The 15391-nt window shown below is 64.1% G+C and carries 11 protein-coding genes; 3 read left to right on the forward strand and 8 right to left on the reverse strand.

The window, feature by feature from the left end; genetic code table 11:
* Window positions 1-14: 14 nt before the first annotated feature.
* The 7 genes from AC0L2O_RS04375 to AC0L2O_RS04405 all read right to left on the reverse strand — a co-directional run bounded on the left by AC0L2O_RS04375 (window position 15) and on the right by AC0L2O_RS04405 (window position 8579).
* Window positions 15-1001 (reverse strand): ABC transporter ATP-binding protein, encoded by a 987-nt coding sequence (locus AC0L2O_RS04375; protein WP_473368829.1) that lies wholly within the window; start codon window positions 999-1001, stop codon window positions 15-17.
* Complete coding sequence (locus tag AC0L2O_RS04380; RefSeq protein WP_473368830.1) at window positions 998-2005, reverse strand: ABC transporter ATP-binding protein; 1008 nt, start codon at window positions 2003-2005, stop codon at window positions 998-1000. Before AC0L2O_RS04380 ends, AC0L2O_RS04375 begins: the two co-directional genes overlap by 4 nt.
* Complete coding sequence (locus AC0L2O_RS04385) at window positions 2005-2898, reverse strand: ABC transporter permease (protein WP_473368831.1); 894 nt, start codon at window positions 2896-2898, stop codon at window positions 2005-2007. Before AC0L2O_RS04385 ends, AC0L2O_RS04380 begins: the two co-directional genes overlap by 1 nt.
* A gap of 9 nt (window positions 2899-2907) precedes the next feature.
* On the reverse strand, window positions 2908-3855 hold the full coding sequence (locus AC0L2O_RS04390) for an ABC transporter permease (protein WP_369720455.1): 948 nt from the start codon (window positions 3853-3855) through the stop codon (window positions 2908-2910).
* A gap of 43 nt (window positions 3856-3898) precedes the next feature.
* Window positions 3899-5497: an ABC transporter substrate-binding protein gene (locus AC0L2O_RS04395; RefSeq protein WP_369720456.1), complete on the reverse strand. Its 1599-nt coding sequence runs from the start codon at window positions 5495-5497 to the stop codon at window positions 3899-3901.
* Window positions 5498-5855: 358 nt separating this feature from the next.
* On the reverse strand, window positions 5856-7406 hold the full coding sequence (locus tag AC0L2O_RS04400) for an AMP-binding protein (protein ID WP_473368832.1): 1551 nt from the start codon (window positions 7404-7406) through the stop codon (window positions 5856-5858).
* An 18-nt stretch (window positions 7407-7424) separates the two neighbouring features.
* Entirely contained in the window at window positions 7425-8579 is a 1155-nt protein-coding gene (locus AC0L2O_RS04405; protein ID WP_473368833.1) for an iron-containing alcohol dehydrogenase, read from the reverse strand.
* A gap of 395 nt (window positions 8580-8974) precedes the next feature.
* Here AC0L2O_RS04405 and AC0L2O_RS04410 point away from each other — a divergent pair, with 395 nt between their 5' ends.
* The 3 genes from AC0L2O_RS04410 to AC0L2O_RS04420 all read left to right on the forward strand — a co-directional run bounded on the left by AC0L2O_RS04410 (window position 8975) and on the right by AC0L2O_RS04420 (window position 14823).
* Window positions 8975-10192 (forward strand): efflux RND transporter periplasmic adaptor subunit, encoded by a 1218-nt coding sequence (locus AC0L2O_RS04410; protein WP_473368834.1) that lies wholly within the window; start codon window positions 8975-8977, stop codon window positions 10190-10192.
* A complete protein-coding gene (locus AC0L2O_RS04415; RefSeq protein WP_473368835.1) occupies window positions 10189-13359 on the forward strand; it encodes an efflux RND transporter permease subunit in 3171 nt (1056 codons plus the stop codon). Before AC0L2O_RS04410 ends, AC0L2O_RS04415 begins: the two co-directional genes overlap by 4 nt.
* 273 nt (window positions 13360-13632) lie before the next feature.
* Window positions 13633-14823, forward strand: coding sequence for an ABC transporter substrate-binding protein (locus tag AC0L2O_RS04420; protein ID WP_473368836.1), 1191 nt, complete (start codon window positions 13633-13635; stop codon window positions 14821-14823).
* A 159-nt stretch (window positions 14824-14982) separates the two neighbouring features.
* Here the strand turns inward: AC0L2O_RS04420 and AC0L2O_RS04425 are convergent, their stop codons facing one another.
* Window positions 14983-15369, reverse strand: a complete 387-nt coding sequence (locus AC0L2O_RS04425) for an MAPEG family protein (protein ID WP_369720462.1) — start codon at window positions 15367-15369, stop codon at window positions 14983-14985.
* Between the last annotated feature and the right edge of the window lie 22 nt (window positions 15370-15391).

The following is a 15391-nucleotide window of genomic DNA, read 5'->3' on the forward strand; positions in this document are numbered from 1 at the left end:
GGACGGCGGCGGTCTTATTGCCCCCGCCCCGTCCCCTCATTCAACAAACACGCCACCTGGTGCCCATCATCCGCTGCCACGAGCGCGGGCCGCTCCGTCTTGCATCGCTCCATTGCAAACCGGCAGCGCGTGTGAAACGCGCAGCCCGGCGGCGGATTGACCGGGCTCGGGACATCGCCGTCCACTAGTGGTGCGAGCTTTTTCGCAAGCGGATTGGCAACCGGCACGGAGGCCAGCAGCGCCTGCGTATAGGGATGGCGCGGGTTGCGGAACAGCTCGTCCTTGCCGGCGATCTCGACGATGCGGCCGAGATACATGACGGCGACGCGGTGGCTGATATGGGCGACCACGGCGAGGTCGTGCGCGATGAAAAGGTAGGAGAAGCCGTGCTGCCGTTGCAGGTCGATCAACAAATTGATCACCTGCGCCTGGATCGAGACGTCGAGCGCGGAGACCGGCTCGTCGCACACGATCAGGCGTGGCTCCAGTGCAAGCGCCCGTGCGATGCAGATGCGTTGGCGCTGGCCGCCGGAGAATTGATGCGGGAAATTGCGCATCTGGTCGGGCCGGAGGCCAACCTGCTCGAATAGTTTCGCGGTGCGCGCCTCAAGCGCCTTGCCGGTCGCGAGGCCGTGCACAGCCAGCGGCTCGCCGACGATGTCGCCGGCGGTCATGCGCGGATTGAGCGAGGCGAACGGATCCTGAAACACGATCTGCATCGAGCGGCGATGCGGGCGCAGCGCGGACTTGGAAAGATGCGTGATGTCCTCGCCCTCGAGCCGGATTTGGCCCGAGGTCGGCTCGACCAGCCGCAACACGCTGCGCGCCACTGTCGACTTGCCGCAGCCGGATTCTCCGACCAGCCCCAATGTTTCCCCGACGCCAACCGAGAACGAGACACCGTCGACCGCATGGACGGTGCCGACCTGTCGGCGCAGCACGCCGGCGCGCACCGGATAGTGCTTTTTGAGATCGGTGATTTCGAGCAACGCCTCCGTCATGCCACCTCCGCCACTTCAGCCGCGCGCCAGCAGGCGGCGAGGTGGCCACCGCCCCAATCCGTCAGCGGCGGATATTCGGCCTCGCAGCGCTTGATCGCGAGCTTGCAGCGCGGCGCGAAGGCGCAGCCCGGCGGCAGCCGGACCAGCGACGGCACGGTGCCGGGAATTTCGTTGAGCCGCGCCTGCGCCGCGACGCCGGTTGCCGGTACCGCCGGGATCGAGGCCATCAGCCCGCGCGTATAGGGATGCTTTGGCGCGGCGAACAGCGCCTCGACGCTGGCTTCCTCGACCTTCCGGCCCGCATACATCACGATGACGCGCTGCGCGGTCTGCGCGACCACGCCGAGATCGTGCGTGATCAGCACGAGGCCGGTGCCGAGCTCCTTCTGGAGGTCGAGGATCAGCGCCAGGATCTGCGCCTGGATGGTGACGTCGAGCGCGGTGGTCGGCTCGTCCGCGATCAGCAGCGCCGGCCGGCAGGCCAGCGCCATCGCGATCATCGCGCGCTGCCGCATGCCGCCGGAGAGCTGATGCGGATATTCCCGCGCGCGCCGCGCCGGCTCGGGAATCCGCACCAGCCGCAGCATCTCGACCGCGATGTCGCGGGCTTCTCTGGTCGGCATCGCCCGATGCAGCCGCACGGCCTCGACGATCTGGTCGCCGATCCGCATCACCGGATTGAGCGAGGTCATCGGCTCCTGGAAGATCATGGAGATGCGGTTGCCCCGGATCGCGCGCATTGCCGTCTCGTCCAGCGCCAGCAGATCAGCGCCTTCGAGCGAAACCGAGCCGCCGACGATGCGCCCGGGCGGGTCGGGCACCAGCCGCATCAAGGACAGCGCGGTGACGCTCTTGCCACAGCCGGATTCGCCGACAATTGCCAGCGTCTCGCCGCGCCTGACAGTGAACGAGATGTTGTCGACGGCCTTGAACAGCCCCGAATTGGTGAAGAACACCGTTCTGAGGTTCTTCACCTCGAGCACGAGATCGGATGTATCAGCCATCAGCCGCGCTGCCGGGGATCGAGGATGTCGCGCAAGGCGTCACCGAACAGGTTTGCGCCGAACACCGCGAGGCTGATCGCGATGCCCGGAAAGATGACGAGCCAGGGCGCGGTGCGGACGTATTCGGCAGCGGATTCCGAGAGCATGCGGCCCCAGGATGGGTAGGGCTCGGGGATACCGAGGCCGAGGAACGACAGCGACGCTTCGGTGAGGATGGTCGAGCCGAGCTGAGCGGTAGCCAGCACGATCAGCGGCGCCAGCGTGTTCGGCAGCACATGGCGAAGCGCGATGCGCACCTCGCTCATGCCGATCGACTTGGCGGCTTCGACAAACGGCTGCTCGCGCAGCGCCAGCGTATTGGCGCGGGTGACGCGAGCAACTGTCGGGATCAGCGGGATGGCAATGGCGATGATGACGTTTGGCAGCGATGGTCCGAGCGCGGCCGTCATCACCAGCGCCAGCACCAGCAGCGGCAGCGCCTGGAGAACGTCGGAGACGCGCTGGAACACGAGATCAACCCAGCCGGAGAGATAGCCGGAGGTGAGGCCGACGATGACGCCGATCGAGCCGCCGAGCGCGGTCGAGCCGATTCCGACCGCCAGCGAAATCCGCGCGCCGTGGATGATGCGGCTGAACACGTCGCGGCCGAAAGAATCCGTGCCCATCCAGTGCGCCAGGCTTGGGCGAGCCAGCGCACGCGCGGAATCGATCGTCAGCGGATCGTAGCGCGCGATAAAGTCCGCAAAGATCGCGGTGAGCACGAACGCGATCATGATGACGAGCCCGGCCGCGCCCAGCACATGCCGCTGCGCCAGAAACAGCACGCGCCGCCATCCACCGGTCGCATGCGCCCCGGCGCGCCTCAGTTCGAGATCATAGTCGATCGTCGCCAAGCATATCTCCTAGTCCGTGTACCTGATCCGCGGGTCGAACACCGCGTACAGCATGTCGACGATGAAATTCGCGCTCACCACCACGACGGCAATCAGCATCACGAGGTTCTGCACGATCGGATAATCGCGCCAGCGGATCGCTTCCACCAGGAAGCGCGCGACGCCGGGGATGTTGAACACGGTCTCGGTGACGATCAGCCCGCCGATCAAGAATGCCGCCTCGATGCCGATCACGGTGATGACGGGCAGAATCGCGTTCTTGAGCGCGTGCTGATAGTTCACGGCGGCTTCCGACGCGCCCTTGGCGCGCGCCGTGCGGATATAGTCCTGCCGCAGCACCTCCAGCATCGAGGAACGGGTGATGCGCATGGTCAGCGCCGAACTGCGGAACCCGACCACCATCGCCGGGATGCAATAGGTCGCAAACAGCTCGCCAAAACTCTGCGGGTTGGGGTTGAAGAGAGGCATCTGACCGAACATCGCCACCGAGACGGTGAGGACCAGCAGCCCAAGCCAGAATGACGGCAGCGACAGGCCGGAGAGGCTCACCACGCGCAGCGCATAATCCAGGCGCGTGCCCTGCTTCACCGCGCTGATCACGCCAAGCGGAATGCCGATGGATGCGGAGAACAGCAGCGCCAGCCCGGCGAGCCGCGCCGTGATCGGAATCCGCGGTAATATCTCCTGAAGCGCCGGCTTTTCCGAGACGTAGGAGTAGCCGAAATCGCCGCGGAGAAAACCGCTGATCCAGTGCCAATATTGTAGGATCAGCGGCTGGTCGATGCCGAGCTCTTTCTCCAGATTGGCCTTGTCGGCCGGATCGACATAGCCGGCCGCGGCGAACAGGATGTCGACGATGTTGCCGGGGACAACGCGCAGCAGGAAAAAGATCACGATCGAGATCCCGAACAGGGTCACGAGCATCAGGAACAGGCGCCGCACCAGATAGGCAAACATCATTCGCCTCCGCCGAGCCTGCTAGCCGTCCATCCGGCTTGTGCTACTTGTCGAGCCACAAATCCTCAAAGCGAAAGCCGTTATACGAGCTGTTCGACATGATTGTGACTCCCTTGACGTAGGGCTGCCAGCAGGTGCCGGCCCGCGCGTGGAAGATGATGGGGCGGGCGACGTCCTCCTGCAGTTTCTTGTCGATCTCCCAGACCAGTTGCTTGCGCTTGCCGAGGTCGGTCTCCTGCGATTGGAGGTCGAACAGTTTTTCGATGTCCTTGTTGCAGTAGTTGGTGTAGTTGCGCTCCGAGCCGCAGGAATAGTTCTCGTAGAAGGACTGGTCGGGATCGTCGACGGCATTGCCGGTCAGATTGAGGCCGAGCATGTAGTCCTTGCGTGCAACTTTCGGGAACCAGTTCGCGGTCTCCACGACGTCGAGCTCGCCGTCGATATAGATGCTCTTGAGCTGGTCGATCAGGATCACCGCGGGATCGCGATATTCCGCGAGGTTGCGGGTGGAGACCTTGACCGCAAGGTGCTTGTCGGGGCCGTAGCCCGCCTTTTGCATCAGCTTCTTTGCTTCCTCGCGGTTCGCCTTCACGTCCGGACCGTAGCCCGGAATGGTTTCGAGCATGTTCTTGGGCATGCCCCAGATGCCTTGCGGCGGCGGCTGCATGGTGCCGCCGATGTCGGCCTGACCTTCGAACAGGATGTCGACGAAGGCCTTGCGGTCGAGTGCGAGCGCCATCGCCCGGCGGATATCGATGTTGTCGAACGGCGGCGAGCTCGAATTGACGATGATATTGGTCGAAACGTTGTCCGGCTCGACGACGCAGACCGCGTTCGGCGCCTGCGATTTGATGTCCTTGAGCAGCGGAATCGTGATGTGCGTCGGGAAGGTCATGTCGAACTTGCCGGCGACGAAGGCGAGAATGGCGGTCGAGCGGTTGGGGATGATCGTGTACTCGATGCCGTCGAGATACGGCAGGCCCTTCTTCCAGTAGTCCGGGTTTCGCGTCAGCTTGATCGATTCATTGGCTTTGAACTCGACGAACTTGAACGGTCCGGTCCCGATCGGATGGGTGCGCATCTCCGCCGGCGAGACATGGCAGGGATACACCGGCGTATAGCCGGAGGCGAGCATCGCCAGCAGCGAGGGTTGCGGCCGCTTCAGCTCGAACGACACCTCGAAATCGCCGTTGGGCGTGACGTCGTTGACTTCGTTGTACCAGGATTTGCGTGGATTCTGCCGAAGCTTCTGCTGCGATTTGCCCATGAGCAGATCGAAGCTGCACTTGACGTCGGCTGACGTGAACGGCTTGCCGTCATGCCACTTGACGCCCTGGCGCAGCTTGAACGTCAGCTTCTTGTTGTCGCTGCTCCATGACCAGCTCTCGGCCAGCTCGGGCCTGATCGTGTCAGGGCTGTTCTGCGCCATATGCTGGTCGTAGATGACAAGGTTGTTGAACACGCCCATGAACGGCACGTTGACCGAGTAGGTCGCGCCCTCGAGAATGGAGGCGTTCGCCGGGCTGTCACGGTGGTAGATCCGCAGGATTCCACCCTGCTTGGGCTCGCCGGCATATGTGTTGGTCGAAAACGCCAGCAAAGATAGCGCCGCCGTCGCGGCGAGCGCCCATACGCTCCGCATCCTCGGTCCTCCCTGGACATCTGCCTTTTTGGCCTGTTTGTCAGAACGATAGCCACGCACGCGCGGCGAGGCAACCGGCAAGGCCGCTCACTCTCTTGGCAATTCGGATGACGAAGGGCCGCAGAGGTTTCCTCTGACAATGTGAGGGTGCGGGGCGTCGGCGAGTTCCTGCGCCGGTGTGGGTCTCCAATTGTCTCAACAAGCCTCGCCGTCGTCCCGGCGAAGGCCGGGACCCATACCGCGTGATCTATCGGTTGCGGTAGGTCCAAGTACCGAACCACGAATCTTCGCCAAACCACTCCCTGAGATTATGGGTCCCGGCCTTCGCCGGGACGACATTGATTGTTTGGTTACGACCTCACACGATCCTGGACGTCTTGTTCCCCCAGTACCGATCCCGCAGCAGCCGTTTGTACAGCTTGCCGGTCGGCAGTCGCGGCAACTCCTTCTCGAAATCGACCGAGCGCGGCACCTTCTGCCGCGACAGGGATTGGCTGCAGAAGCCGATCAGCTCTTCGGCGAGCGCATCACCCGGCGCCACGCCCGGCATCGGCTGCACCACCGCCTTCACCTCTTCGCCGAGATCGGGATTGGGCACGCCGAACACGGCCGCATCGGCAACCTTGGGATGGGTGATCAGCAAATTCTCGCATTCCTGCGGGTAGATGTTCACCCCTCCCGAGATGATCATGAAGGTGGCGCGGTCGGTCAGATAGAGGAAGCGATCCTCGTCGACATAGCCGACATCGCCGACCGTGCTCATGCTGCCATCGATCGAGCGCGCCTCTCGCGTCTTCTCGGGATCGTTGAAATATTCGAATGGGGTTGCCGTCTTGAACCACACCTGGCCCGGCGTGCCGGTCGGGCACGGCCTCATGTTCTCGTCGAGAATATGGAGATCGCCGAGCAGCACCTTGCCGACCGTGCCGCGATGGGCGAGCCATTCCGCGCTGTTGCAGGCCGTGAAGCCGAGGCCTTCGGTCGCGCCGTAATATTCATGGATGATCGGCCCCCACCATTTGATCATATCGTCCTTGACCAGCGCCGGGCAGGGCGCGGCGGCGTGGATCGCGATCTCGAGCGACGACAAATCGTAGCGGCCGCGCACTTGCTCCGGCAGCTTCAGCATGCGCGAGAACATTGTCGGCACCAGCTGGGTGTGGGTGATGCCCCATTGCTGCACCAGCTGGAGATACCGCTCGGGATCGAAATTCTCCATGATGATCACGGTGCCGCCCATGCGGATCGTGAGATTCACCGCCGCCTGCGGCGCCGAGTGGTAGAGCGGCGCGGGTGACAGATAGACCATGCCCTCGCGGTACTGCCAAAGCTTGGTCAGGAAATCGAACAGCGGCAGATTGTGCTTCGGCGGCTCCTCCGGCAGCGGCCGCAAGATTCCCTTCGGCCGTCCGGTGGTCCCGGACGAATAGAGCATCGCCGTGCCCAGCCACTCATCTGCGATCGGCGTCTTCGGCATGTCGGCCGTCACCTCTGCAAGCCCGACGATGCGGTCGCTCTCGCCCGGACCGTCGGCGACGATGCAGAGCTTGACCTCAGGACACGCCTGGATCGCCTGGCGGGCGATCTCGAGCTTTGCCACCGAGGTGATCAGGACCTTGGACTGGCTGTTGACGAGGAGATAGGCGAGCTCGCCCGCGGTCAGGAAGGAGTTGATGCAGGTGTAATACAGCCCGGACCGTTCGCCCGCGCCGCAGGCTTCGAGGTAGCGGGAATTGTTCTCCATGAAGATCGAGTAGTGATCGAGCCGCTTCAAGCCCAGCTTGCGGAACAGATGTGCCAGCCGGTTGCTGCGCGCATCGAGCTCGCGATAGGTGACGGTCTCGCCCGTCGCCGCCATGATGAACGCCGGTTGCAACGGGCGCAGGCGGGCATGCTGACCTGGGTACATCAATCCTCCGGCTAGAAATTATGCGGCGAGAAGCAGGATTTCGCGCAGCTGCGCAGGGCTGTCGATCTTGCGTGGATTGCGCGGCACCCACGGCGTGCGCATCGCCTGTTCGGCGATGGTGTCGAAATGCTCGGGCGAGACGCGCACGTCCGACAGGCTGCGCGGCATGCCGAGCGAGCGGATGAAGGCATCGAGCACGTCGGCGGCATCGCGGCCGGGAAATCCCATCGCTGCGGCGACCACCATCTGCTGCTCGGCGTTGTCGCGCGCATTCCAGCGCATCACCGCGGGCAGCATGACGCAGGAGGTGTAGCCATGCGGCACGTCGAAGGCCGCGCCGAGCACGTAGCCGATGCCGTGGCTTGCTCCCATCGGCACGCCGGCCGAAAGCGCGCCCATCGACAGCCACGTGCCGATCTGCGCATCCATCCGCGCGTCGAGATCGGCAGCGTCGGCCTTCACCCGCGGGAGCGCGTCGGCGAGCATGGCCAGACCCTTCACCGATTGCGCGTCGGCGTAAGGGTGGGTCTCGCGCGAGCAGATGGCCTCGACGCAATGGTCGACCGCACGGATACCGGTCGAAAGAAACAGCCATTCCGGCGTATGCACGGTCATGGCGGGATCGAGGATGGTCGCGCGCGGCACCGTGAGCGGGTGCCGCAGCATCTGCTTGACGTGGGTGGCGCGGTCGGTCACCCCCGCAATCGAGCTGAACTCACCGCCGGCAATCGTGGTCGGCACGCTGATCTGGCGCACGGCCGGCGCCTTCATCTCGGGAGCGATACCCTTGTGCACGCGGATGCGCTCGATGCCCGCGATATCGTCGATGTCGTTGGCAAGACAAAGCTGCACCGCCTTGGCGCCGTCAGTGATTGAGCCGCCGCCGACGGTGACGATGAGGTCCGCGGCTGCCTCGCGCGCCGCATTGGTCGCCGCGATCACCGCCTCGCGCGGCGTATGTGCCGGCATCGCGTCGAAGACCCCAGCGCAGCGGGAGCCCAGGGCGTGTCTGATCTTCTCGATTTCGCTGGTCTGCCGGTTCAGCGTGCCGGAAACCATCAGGAAGGCCCGGCGCGTCCCCAGCCGGTCCATCTGCGCGACAATGGCCTCGGCCGCGGGATGGCCGAAAACAACCTCTTCGATCGCGCCGTAAACGACACGTCCCTGATACACGCCTGTCCTCCCGGGACAATTGCTCTTGTTTTGTGGGACTAATCTAGCCGAGCGGCCCGCCTTCGTCATGTGCGAAGGCGCTGGCTCACGCGCGCTCTCTCCCTCTCCCCGTTCTTACGGGGAGAGGGTCGGGGTGAGGGGCTGCCTCCGCAATCACGGTCAGCCGGATTCGCGGAGGCTCCCCCTCACCCGGATCGCTGTCGCGCTCAGGCCTCTCCCCGTAGGTGGGGAGAGGCGAAGAAGACGTCCCTGTCAACCCATCATCCGGCTAGGGCATTTCCCCAAGCATTGCGCTCGGCGTTGCCTTGAAGATTTCATCATGCTGACCCATCTTGTGTCGCCCGCAGGTACGCGCGTACCCTGATGTTTCTGCGGCTTTCATGCGAGGACCTGGGATGGGCGGACCGGACGGAAGCGAGCAATTTGTCAAAACGCACGATTTCGTTCAGCCGCGGCCCCGCGCAATCGCCGGGCTTCTGGCCGCGGCATTCGCCCTCGCCGGCTGTGGACAGCCCGCCTCGCAGGCGGCCGCCCCGCCGCCTCCGGCGGTGACAATTGCCCAACCGGTCAAGCGCACGGTCACCGATTGGGACGAGTTCACCGGCCGCTTCGAGGCGGTCGAGGAGGTGCAGGTCCGCCCGCGGGTCGGCGGCTATGTCAACTCCGTCGAGTTCCAGGACGGCGCGATCGTGCACGCCGGCGACCTGCTCTATGTGATCGACCCGCGTCCGTTCGAGGCGGTGGCGGAGCAGGCCGACGGCCAGCTCTCGGACGCCCGCGCCAAGGTGGAGCTCGCCAAGCGCGAGCTCGACCGCGGTCTCAACCTGGTGCAGACCAGCGCCGTCTCGGAGCAGGTGGTCGATCAGCGCCGCCAGGCCTTGCAGGCCGCGCATGCCGCCGAGACGCAGGCCGAAGGTGCGCTGAAGGCGGCCAAGCTCAATATCGAGTTCACCCATGTCACCGCGCCGATCACCGGGCGCGTCAGCCGCCATCTCGTCAGCGCCGGCAATCTCGTGCAGGGCAGCGATAGCGGGACTTCGACGCTGCTGACCTCGATCGTGACGCTCGATCCGATCTACGTCTATTTCGACATGGATGAGACGACTTTCATGAAATACAGCAAGCTGTGGTTCGAGGGTAAGCGTCCAAGCTCGCGCGATACCGCAAATCCGGTGCAAGTGACGCTCGCCGGCGAGACGAAGCCCTCGCATGACGGCACCATCAACTTCCTCGACAACCGCCTTGATGTCTCGACCGGCACGCTGCGCAGCCGCGCCGTCATCAAGAACACCGATCTCTCGATCCTGCCCGGCCAGTTCGGCCGCGTCCGCCTGATCGGCAGCGCGCCCTATGAGGCGCTGCTGATTCCGGACGTCGCGGTCGCAACCGACCAGTCGCGCAAGATCGTGTTCGTGGTCAAGCCGGACGACACTGTCGAGGCGCGTCCCGTGACGCTCGGGCCACTGGATGATGGCCTGCGCGTGATCCGTGAAGGATTGAAGGCGGAGGATCGCGTCATCGTCAACGGCATCCAGCGTGCCCGTGTCGGCGCCAAGGTCGCCGCGTCTCCCGCCCAGGCACCGGCTGCTGGCAAGCCCGGTGACAAATCATGAATCTTGGCCGTCTCTCCATCAACCAGCCCATTCTCGCGATGGTGCTGTCGATCGTGCTGCTGATCGTCGGCGCGCTCGCCTACACCACGCTGCCGGTCTCGGAATATCCGCAAGTGGTGCCGCCGACCGTCGTCGTCACCACGCAATATCCCGGCGCCTCGGCACAAACCGTGTCCGACACCGTCGCCGCCCCGATCGAGCAACAGATCAACGGCGTCGAGGACATGCTGTATCTCTACAGCCAGGCGACCTCGAACGGCCAGCTCACCATCACCGTCACCTTCAAGCTGGGGACCGATCTCGACAAGGCGCAGGTGCTGGTGCAGAATCGCGTCGCGATCGCGCAGCCGCAACTGCCGGACGAGGTGCAGCGCAACGGCGTCGTCACCCGCAAGAACTCGCCCGACATCCTCATGGTCGTGTTCATGCTGTCGCCCGACGACACCTTCGACCAGCTCTACATCTCAAACTACGCGCTGCTCCAGGTTCGCGACCAGCTGCTGCGGATCGACGGCGTCGGCGACATCCAGATCTTTGGTGCGCGCGATTATTCGATGCGGCTCTGGCTCGATCCCGACCGGATCGCCAATCTCGGCCTGACCTCGGACGAAGTGCTCGCGGCGATCCGGGCGCAGAACGTGCAGATCGCGGGCGGCCAGCTCGCCGAACCGCCGATCGCCGACCGCGCCTTCCAGCCGAACCTCACCTTCACCGGACGCTTGAAGGACAAGAAACAGTTTGAGGACATTCTGATCAAGGCCGGCTCCGACGGCCGGACGGTGCGGCTGCGCGACGTCGCCCGCATCGAGCTCGGCGCGCTGGCCTACTCCACCAACAGTTTCCTGTTGCGCAAATCGGCGGTCGCCATGCTGGTGACCCAGCGGCCGGGATCCAACGCGCTCGCGACCGCCAAGCATATCTCGGACACGATGACGAAGCTCAAGGAGAGTTTCCCGAAAGGTCTCGACTACAATATCGGCTACAACCCGACCGAGTTCATCGCGCAATCCGTCCACGAGCTGATCAAGACCATCTACGAGGCCATGCTGCTCGTGGTCGTCGTGGTGCTGGTGTTCCTGCAAGGATGGCGGCCCGCGATCATCCCGATCATCGCGATACCGGTCTCGCTGGTCGGCACGTTTGCGGTGATGGCGGCACTCGGCTTCTCCATCAACAATCTCACGCTGTTCGGGCTGGTGCTCGCGGTCGGCATCGTGGTCGACGACGCCATCGTCGTGGTCGAGAATGTCGAGCGGCATCTCGAGCACGGCATGAGCCGGCGCGACGCTGCGCTGAAAACCATGGAGGAGGTTGGCGGTGCGCTGGTGTCGATCGCGCTGGTGTTGTGCGCCGTGTTCGTCCCGACGGCGTTCCTGGGCGGCATATCCGGGCAATTCTTCCAGCAATTCGCCGTCACCATTGCGGTCGCGACCGCGATCTCCTGCTTCTGCTCACTGACGCTGTCGCCGGCCTTGGCCTCGCTTCTCCTCGTCCCGCACGAGGAGAAGCGGCCGCCAGCGCGCTGGAACGTCCTCGCGCGCGGCTGGGGCGCGTTCACCGGCGCCTTCAACCGTGTGTTCGAGCGGCTGGCGCATGGCTATGCCGGTGTGGCCAATTTCGTGATCCGGCACTCGGTGGTGATGATCCTGGTCTATGTTGTGCTGATCGGCAGCGCCGGCTGGCTGATCGGGACCACATCGCAGGGCTTCATTCCGGCGCAGGATCGCGGCTACGTCATCATCTCCGTGCAATTGCCGGGCGCGGCGTCGCTGGCGCGCACCACGGAGGTCGTGCGCGAGATCGAGCGGATCGCGCTGGATACGCCGGGCATCGTCCGCGTCGCCGCTTTCGCCGGCTTCTCGGGCGCGACCCGCACGCAGGCCGGCAACGCGGCGGCGCTGTTTCCGGTGTTCGACGAACCCGAGGCGCGGATCAAGAAAGGACTATCCGCCAACGCCATCACCGCCGAGTTGCGCAAGCGCCTCGCCGCGATCCAGGGCGCCTTCATCATCGTCATTCCGCCGCCGGCGGTGCCCGGCATCGGCACCGGCGGCGGCTTCACCATCCGCATCCAGGATCGCCAGGGCCGCGGTCCGGAGCTGCTGGCAGCGGCGACCGACGAACTCGTCGCCGCCGCGCGCAAATCGCCCTCGCTCTTCGCCCCCTCGGTGTTCTCGCCGTTCTCGGCCAACACGCCGCAGCTCTTCGTCGATATCGACCGCACCAAGGCGCAGAAGTTAGGGGTGCCCATCGCCAATATCAACGACACGATCCAGACCTATTTCGGATCGACCTATGTCAACGACTTCAACCTGTTCGGCCGCACCTATCACGTCACCGCCCAGGCCGATTTCCCGTTCCGCAAAGAACCGGCCGACCTCGCACGCTTGCGCACGCGCAATGCCTCCGGCGACATGGTGATGCTGGGCAGCGTGGTCGACTTCAAGGATGTCTCGGGTCCCGACCGCGTCGCACGCTACAATCTCTACGCGGCGTCCGAATTGCAAGGCGAGCCGGCGCCGGGTACCAGCTCGACCACTGCGCTTAACGCCATCAAGAAGCTCGCCGACGAGACCTTGCCGAGCGGCTTCAGCTTCGAATGGACCGACCTGTCCTATCAGCAGATCACCGGCGGCAATGCCGGTCTTTACGTTTTTCCAATCTGCGTACTGTTCGTCTATCTCGTACTCGCCGCGCAATATGGCAGCTGGACCTTGCCGTTCGCGGTGATCCTGATCGTGCCGATGTGCCTGCTGGCGGCCACCATCGGCGTGCGCATCATGGGCCAGGACGTCAACATCCTCACGCAGATCGGCTTCGTCGTGCTGGTGGGGCTGGCGGCAAAGAACGCGATCCTGATCGTCGAGTTCGCGCGTGACATCGAGACCGAGGGAAAACCGCGGCTGGAGTCCGTGATCGAGGCCTGCCGATTGCGTCTGCGGCCGATCCTGATGACATCCTTTGCCTTCATCCTCGGCGTGCTGCCGCTGGTGATCTCGTCCGGCTCCGGCTCGGAGATGCGGCAAGCCGTCGGCGTCGCCGTCTTCTTCGGCATGATCGGCGTCACTTTGTTCGGCCTGGTGTTCACCCCGATCTTCTATGTCGTGGTGCGGAACCTGGCGGAGGGGCGGAACGAGGGGAAGCCGAAACCTGAGGTCGCTGCCTGATTGCCGTTGGTTGCAGGCGCTTCAACACCCACGGTGTCGTCCCGGCGAAGGCCGGGACCCATAACCCCAGGGAGCAGTTGTGACGCGAATCTGGTCACAACGAGTCTTCGCCAAATCCAATCCTGTGGCTATGGGTCCCGGCCTTCGCCGGGACGACACGTTTTGTATGGCATCCGCCCATACTAACCGCCTATCTGAAATGGATGGGCAGCGACGGCGTTCTTCACTACTATTCGCGCGATTTCAAAACAGAACAATGCTGGGAGACAACAGATGAAATCAGCACTTTTGGCCGCTGTCGCAACGTCGGCGCTGTTGCTGGCCGCGCCGGCTTCCGCGCAAGGCGTCAAGATCGGCATCCTCAACGATCAGTCCGGCGTCTATGCCGATTACGGCGGAAAGTACTCGGTCGAAGCGGCCAGGATGGCGATCGAGGATTTCGGCGGCGAAGTGCTCGGCCAGAAGATCGAGATGGTCACCGCCGATCACCAGAACAAGCCTGATCTGGCCACCTCCATCGCGCGGCGCTGGTATGACGCTGACAATGTCGACATGATCACGGAGCTGACGACGTCGTCGGTGGCGCTCGCCGTGCAGGACCTGTCGAAGGAAAAGAAGAAGATCGACATTGTGGTCGGCGCGGCCACGTCGAGCATCACCGGCAGCGCTTGCTCGCCCTACGGCTTCCACTGGGCGTTCGACACCCATGCGCTCGCGGTCGGTACCGGTGGCGCGCTGACCAAAGCGGGCGGCGACACCTGGTTCTTCCTCACCGCCGACTACGCCTTCGGCTATGCGCTGGAGAAAGACACCAGCGAGATCGTGACCCACAATGGCGGCAAGGTGCTGGGCTCGGTTCGTGTGCCGCTCAACTCGTCGGACTTCTCCTCGTTCCTGCTGCAAGCGCAGAGCTCGAAGGCGAAGATCGTCGGCCTCGCCAATGCCGGCCAGGACACCACCAATTCGATCAAGCAGGCGGCCGAGTTCGGCATCGTCTCCGGCGGCCAGAAGCTTGCAGGCCTGTTGATGACGCTTGCCGAGGTGAACGGGCTCGGCTTGCAGGCCGCGCAAGGCCTGGTGCTGACGGAAGGCTTCTACTGGGACCATGACGACACCACGCGCGCGTTCTCCGAGCGGTTCTTCAAGCGCACCGGCCGGATGCCGAGCATGATCCACGCCGGCACCTATTCGGCGACGCTGAGCTATCTGAAGGCGGTGAAGGCCGCCGGCACCAAGGACAGCGACGCGGTCGCCAGGAAGCTGAAGGAGTTGCCGGTCGACGACGCTTTCGCCAAGGGCAAGGTGCTCGAGAACGGCCGTATGGTCCACGACATGTATCTGTTCGAGGTCAAGAAGCCCTCGGAGTCGAAGAAGCCGTGGGATTATTACAAACAGCTCGCGGTGGTCCCCGGCGACCAGGCCTTCTTCACCGCCAAGGAGAGCGGCTGCCCGCTGACGAAATAAGAGGATCTTTATGTCGTCCTGGCGAAAGCCAGGACCCATTACCTCGATTGGCAGTTGTCGAAACAAGCTGTGGCCACCATGCTCCCCATAACCACGCCCTGTGGTTATGGGTCCTGGCGTTCGCCAGGACGACGGCCGTGGGTGTGGTCGCAGTGCCCCTCACACCAACCTTAACACCACCGCCCCCAGAGCTCCCGCCCACAACACGATGGCCGCGATGCCCTGGATGAAGAATCCCGGGCCGCGCTTCGCGGCCGCCTTCGAATAGCCGATGAAGTAGACGATACGGCCGATGATCCACACCGCGCCGATCCCGCCGGCGGCGGCGTCGCCGATATAGACCGCGAACAGCCACAACGACGGCAGGAAGATCGGCATCCACTCCAGCGTGTTCATCTGGATGCGGAAGGCCCGCTCGAAATCCGGGTGGCCCGACATCGCCGGCGCCTTGACGCCGGTCCTGGTGCGCGAGCGCGACACGTTCATGGATGTGAAGAAGAAAAACAGGATCGCCAGCAGCGTGACGAGCGCAGTGAGGTGGTACATGGCACATCCTTTTGAGCAGACT

The sequence above is a fragment of the Bradyrhizobium sp. Kon10 genome (assembly GCF_055807395.1).

Excerpts from the sequence above, each read along its gene's own strand:
- AC0L2O_RS04375 (WP_473368829.1), bottom strand. The coding sequence starts at position 1,001 with ATGACGGAGGCGTTGCTCGAAATCACCGATCTCAAAAAGCACTATCCG.
- AC0L2O_RS04380 (WP_473368830.1), bottom strand. The coding sequence starts at position 2,005 with ATGGCTGATACATCCGATCTCGTGCTCGAGGTGAAGAACCTCAGAACG.
- AC0L2O_RS04425 (WP_369720462.1), bottom strand. The coding sequence starts at position 15,369 with ATGTACCACCTCACTGCGCTCGTCACGCTGCTGGCGATCCTGTTTTTC.
- AC0L2O_RS04415 (WP_473368835.1), top strand. The coding sequence starts at position 10,189 with ATGAATCTTGGCCGTCTCTCCATCAACCAGCCCATTCTCGCGATGGTG.
- AC0L2O_RS04420 (WP_473368836.1), top strand. The coding sequence starts at position 13,633 with ATGAAATCAGCACTTTTGGCCGCTGTCGCAACGTCGGCGCTGTTGCTG.
- AC0L2O_RS04400 (WP_473368832.1), bottom strand. The coding sequence starts at position 7,406 with ATGTACCCAGGTCAGCATGCCCGCCTGCGCCCGTTGCAACCGGCGTTC.
- AC0L2O_RS04410 (WP_473368834.1), top strand. The coding sequence starts at position 8,975 with ATGGGCGGACCGGACGGAAGCGAGCAATTTGTCAAAACGCACGATTTC.
- AC0L2O_RS04395 (WP_369720456.1), bottom strand. The coding sequence starts at position 5,497 with ATGCGGAGCGTATGGGCGCTCGCCGCGACGGCGGCGCTATCTTTGCTG.
- AC0L2O_RS04390 (WP_369720455.1), bottom strand. The coding sequence starts at position 3,855 with ATGTTTGCCTATCTGGTGCGGCGCCTGTTCCTGATGCTCGTGACCCTG.